This window comes from Microbacterium sp. (assembly GCF_047972865.1).
Classification (GTDB): domain Bacteria; phylum Actinomycetota; class Actinomycetes; order Actinomycetales; family Microbacteriaceae; genus Microbacterium.
The window spans coordinates 1-4,351 of the sequence record NZ_JBKEAY010000241.1; the positions used below are offsets into that span (position 1 = coordinate 1).

The 4,351-nt window shown below is 70.5% G+C and carries 5 protein-coding genes; all 5 read left to right on the forward strand.

The features are described from left to right. Positions 1–61 precede the first annotated feature (61 nt). Genes ACK5KK_RS14895 through ACK5KK_RS14915 form a run of 5 tightly spaced genes read left to right on the forward strand, consistent with a single transcriptional unit; the run spans position 62 to position 4,314 of the window. Positions 62–967, forward strand: coding sequence for an SDR family NAD(P)-dependent oxidoreductase (locus ACK5KK_RS14895; RefSeq protein ID WP_416890868.1), 906 nt, complete (start codon positions 62–64; stop codon positions 965–967). Positions 968–990: 23 nt separating this feature from the next. Then, complete coding sequence (locus tag ACK5KK_RS14900) at positions 991–1,851, forward strand: class II fructose-bisphosphate aldolase (protein ID WP_416890869.1); 861 nt, start codon at positions 991–993, stop codon at positions 1,849–1,851. Further along, positions 1,851–2,645 (forward strand): HAD-IA family hydrolase, encoded by a 795-nt coding sequence (locus tag ACK5KK_RS14905; RefSeq protein ID WP_416890872.1) that lies wholly within the window; start codon positions 1,851–1,853, stop codon positions 2,643–2,645. The genes ACK5KK_RS14900 and ACK5KK_RS14905 overlap by 1 nt, the downstream gene beginning before the upstream one ends. Beyond that, positions 2,642–3,289 (forward strand): dihydroxyacetone kinase subunit DhaL, encoded by a 648-nt coding sequence (dhaL, locus tag ACK5KK_RS14910; protein WP_416890870.1) that lies wholly within the window; start codon positions 2,642–2,644, stop codon positions 3,287–3,289. Before ACK5KK_RS14905 ends, dhaL begins: the two co-directional genes overlap by 4 nt. 29 nt (positions 3,290–3,318) lie before the next feature. After that, complete coding sequence (locus tag ACK5KK_RS14915) at positions 3,319–4,314, forward strand: dihydroxyacetone kinase subunit DhaK (RefSeq protein WP_416890871.1); 996 nt, start codon at positions 3,319–3,321, stop codon at positions 4,312–4,314. Positions 4,315–4,351: the final 37 nt, after the last annotated feature.

Below are 4,351 nucleotides of genomic sequence, written 5' to 3' on the forward strand. Positions count from 1 at the left end.
CTCCCGCACGATGGGTGACAGGCGCTGCAGCGGCGGCCGATCGCGGTCATGGAGGACTGACGTGGAAGATTTCGAGGACAGGGTCGCTTTCATCACCGGCGGTGCCTCGGGTGCCGGGTTCGGCCAGGCGCGGGTGTTCGGTGCCGCCGGGTGTCGCATCGCGATCGCCGACGTGCGACAGGATGCCCTCGACGACGCCGTCGCGACCCTCGCCACCCAGGGCATCGACGCCTTCCCGGTCACGCTCGACATCCGCGACCGCGACGCATACGCCCGCGCCGCCGACGCCGTCGAGGACCACTTCGACGCCCCCGTGACGCTGCTGTTCAACACGGCCGGCGTCAACGGTTTCGGCGCGCTCGAGGAGGCGACCTATGCCGACTTCGACTGGATCCTGGGCGTGAACTTCGGCGGCGTCGTCAACGGGATGCAGACCTTCGTTCCCCGCATGATCGCCGCGGGGCGGGGCGGGCACATCGTGTCGGTCGCGTCGATGGCCGGCTTCGAGGGAAACCCCACCGCCGGCATCTACGCAGCATCCAAAGCCGCCGTCATGAACCTGATGGAAAGCTACGCGATCGCGCTGGCCCCGCACGGCATCGGGGTCTCGACGCTGTGCCCCGCCAGCGTCCGATCCGACATCGCGAACGCACTCGACCGGCGGCCCGACGAACTGGCATCCGGGTCCAGCTTCCGCGACGACCCCCGGTTCATCGACGCGCAGCGCCGCCTCTACGCGGGCGGCATGGACCCGATCGAACTTGCCGGGCACGTGCGCACCGCGATCGAGGAGAACCTGCTGTACGTGCTGCCGTTCACCGAGACCCGAGAGGGCGTCCGCGCCCATTTCGACCGTGTGCTCTCGTTCTACGACGCGTACGACACCGACCCCGCGGCCGCCGACGGACGTGCCCGCGCCTTCCTGCGGTATCGCGAGGAGGCGCAGGCACTGCGCGAAAGCCCCTGACCGACCGATAGAAAGCCGACCCCATGCCCGTCGTACCCCTGAAAGAGATCGTCGACCGCTCCTTCGCGGAGCGCTACGGCGTACCCGCCATCAACGTCTTCAACGACCTGACCCTCGAAGCGGTGCTCGCAGGGGCCGTCGAAGCCACGTCACCGGTGATCGTGCAAACGTCCGTGAAGACCGTGAAGAGCATGGGCGCGGGGCTGATCGCGGCGATGTGGCAGGAACTCACCCGCGACATCCCGGTGCCGGTCTCGCTCCACCTGGACCACTGCCCCGACCGCGCCGTGATCACCGAGTGCCTCGAGCACGGCTGGAACTCGGTCCTGTTCGACGCCTCCGAGATGCCCGTCGCCGAGAACCAGCGGCAGACGATCGAGGTCGTCGCCGAGGCACGCCGGTACGGCGCCCATGTCGAAGGCGAGATCGAGTCGATCACGGGTGTCGAGGACGGCATCGGCTCCGACGAGGAGTCGACGCGGCAGAGCCTGGCCGTGCAGCTGGAGTTCCTCCGGGCCACCGGGGTCGACGTGTTCGCCCCGGCGATCGGCAACGCCCACGGCAGCTACAAGACCGCCCCGGTGCTCGACGGCGAGCGCATCACCCAGATCGTCGATACGCACCCGGTGCCGATCGCGCTGCACGGCGGCAGCGGCCTGAGCGACGCCCAGTTCCACGATCTGATCGCCCGCGGATGCGCGAAAGTGAACATCTCCACGGCGCTGAAAGAGGCGTTCATGCAGAGCGAGCTCGCCTTCCTGGAGCACGCGCGCGACACCGGGAAGTGGGACCCGCCGTCGCTGTTCCGCGCGACCCGCGCCGACGTGATCGACCTCGTCACCGGGTTCGCGACGGTGTTCGGCAGCGCCGGGAAGGCCGCGTGATGCCTGCCCTCATCTTCGACTGCGACGGCGTCCTCGCCGACACCGAGCGGTACGGCCACCTCCCCGCGTTCAACCGGGCGTTCCGCGAGGCGGGCGTTCCGGTGCAGTGGAGCGAACAGGAGTACGGCCGCAAGGTGCTGATCGGCGGCGGCAAAGAGCGCATGCGTAGCGAGTTCACCGCGCAGCTGGCCGCCCGGTGGCCGGGCTGCCCCACCGACCCCGCGGCGCAGGATGAGCTGATCGCCGAGCTGCACCGCCGCAAGACCGCGCTGTACACCGAACGGATCGCCGCCGGGGACATCGCCCCGCGGCCCGGCATCGCGCGCATCTCAGCCGAAGCGGATGCCGCGGGCTGGCAGCTCGCGGTGGCCTCCACCTCGGCGGAGCCCTCGGTGCGGGCAGTGCTGCGCCGCGCCGTCGGCGACGAGCTGGCGGGCAGGTTCGCCGTGTTCGCCGGCGACATCGTGCCGCACAAGAAGCCCGCGCCCGACATCTACCGGCACGCGCTGGACACTCTCGGTGTCGCGGCGGCCGATGCCGTCGTCGTCGAGGACAGCGGTATCGGCCTGGACGCCGCGCGCGGCGCAGGACTGGCAACGATCGTCACCGTGAGCTCGTACACCGCCGACGAGGACTTCACCGGCGCCGCGCTCGTGCTGTCCGACCTCGGCGACATCGACGCGGGCGCCCCGATGCGGGTGCTGGCAGACCCGGCATCCCTCGCCCCGAGCGGGCAGATCGACCTGACCGATATCGAGGCGGTCCGCCGGGCCGCGCACGTGGAGGAGAAATGACCAGCACCGACGTGGCGACGACGAGGTTCGTCGTGCGCTCCATCGCCCAGACCGCGGTGGACAACGAGAAGGAGTTCGGCGACCTCGATGCCGTCGTCGGTGACGGCGACTTCGGCTTCTCGCTCGCGCGCGGGTTCGAGAAGGTGCTCGAGGAGGTCGACGGGTACCCGGGCGACTCCCCCGCCGCGCTGCTGCAGGCGGCGGCGATGACCATCTCGAGCCGGGTCGGCGGCACGTCCGGCCCCATCTGGGGCACCGGGTTCCTGCGTGCCGCGATGACGGCCAGGACGTCCGACGCGTTGTCCGCCGAGACGGTCGTGGCGATGCTCCGGGCATCCGCGGAGGGCATCATGGCCCGCGGCAAGGCCCAACTCGGCGAGAAAACGTTGCTCGACGCGCTTATCCCGGCGACCGACGAGCTGGAGCGCGCCGCCGCCGACGGAGCCGACGCGGATGCCGCGCTGCAACGGTTCATGACCGCGATGCGTACCGCCGCCGACGCCACCAGCGAGCTGCAGGCCATGCGCGGACGGGCCAGCTACAGCGGCGCGCGCAGCGTCGGTTCCCCGGATGCCGGTGCCGTCGCCCTCGCGGTGATCGCCGAGCGCCTCCTCGACCAGTGGGCCGACCGGCCCCGCCCCTGACCACCCCGGCCGAATCGGAAAGGACCGCCATGAAGAAGTTCGTCGACGACCCCAAGGATTTCGTGCCGCAAATGCTGGAGGGGCTGGCGCTGGCCAACCCCGACACCCTGCGGTACGTCCCCGAGTACAACCTCGTTCACCGGGTCGACACCCCCAGCGACGATCGGGTCACGATCATCCAGGGGTCCGGTTCGGGTCACGAGCCGGCGCACGTGATGACCGTCGGGCCGGGGATGCTGGGGGCCGCGTGCCCGGGCGACGTGTTCGCCGCGCCGCCGGTGGAGTATGTGTTCGAGACCGCCAAACGACTCGCGTCGCCGCGGGGCGTCCTGTTCATCGTCAACAACTACACCGGCGACCGGATGGCGTTCGAGATGGCGCAGGAGCTCGCCGAGACCGAGGGCCTCGACGTGCGCACGATCTTCGTCGACGACGACGTCGCCGTGCAGGATTCGCTGTACACCGTGGGCCGTCGCGGTGTCGCGGGGAACTTCTTCGTGATGAAGGCCGTGGGCGCCGCCGCCGAGGACGGCGCGAGCCTCGATGAGCTGGTGCGGATCGGTGAGGAGGTCAACGCGGTATCCCGCACGATGGGGCTCGCGCTGACGGCGTGCACGCCGCCCGCGAAGGGGGAGCCGCTGTTCGAGCTCGGTGAGAACGAGGTCGAGCTCGGCGTCGGCATCCACGGCGAGCCGGGGCGCGAGCGCATCGCGCTGGGCTCGGCGACCGAAATGGTGGCGGCCCTCGTCGATCCGGTCGCCGACGACCTCGGGCTGGCCGCGGACGACCGCGTCGCGCTGATGGTGAACGGGCTCGGCGGCACGCCGATCAGCGAGCTGTACCTCGCCTACGGCATCGCGCACAAGCTGGTCACCGGCCGCGGCGCCACGGTGGCCCGCAGCTACGTCGGCGAGTACTGCACGTCGCTGGACATGGCCGGCCTCTCGGTGACACTCGTGCGCCTGACCGACGAGATCGAGCGTCTGCTGGCAGCCCCCGCCGACATCGCGATCCGCGTCTTCTAACCCCCGTCCCCGTCCCCACCCAAGCCGCGAGACTACA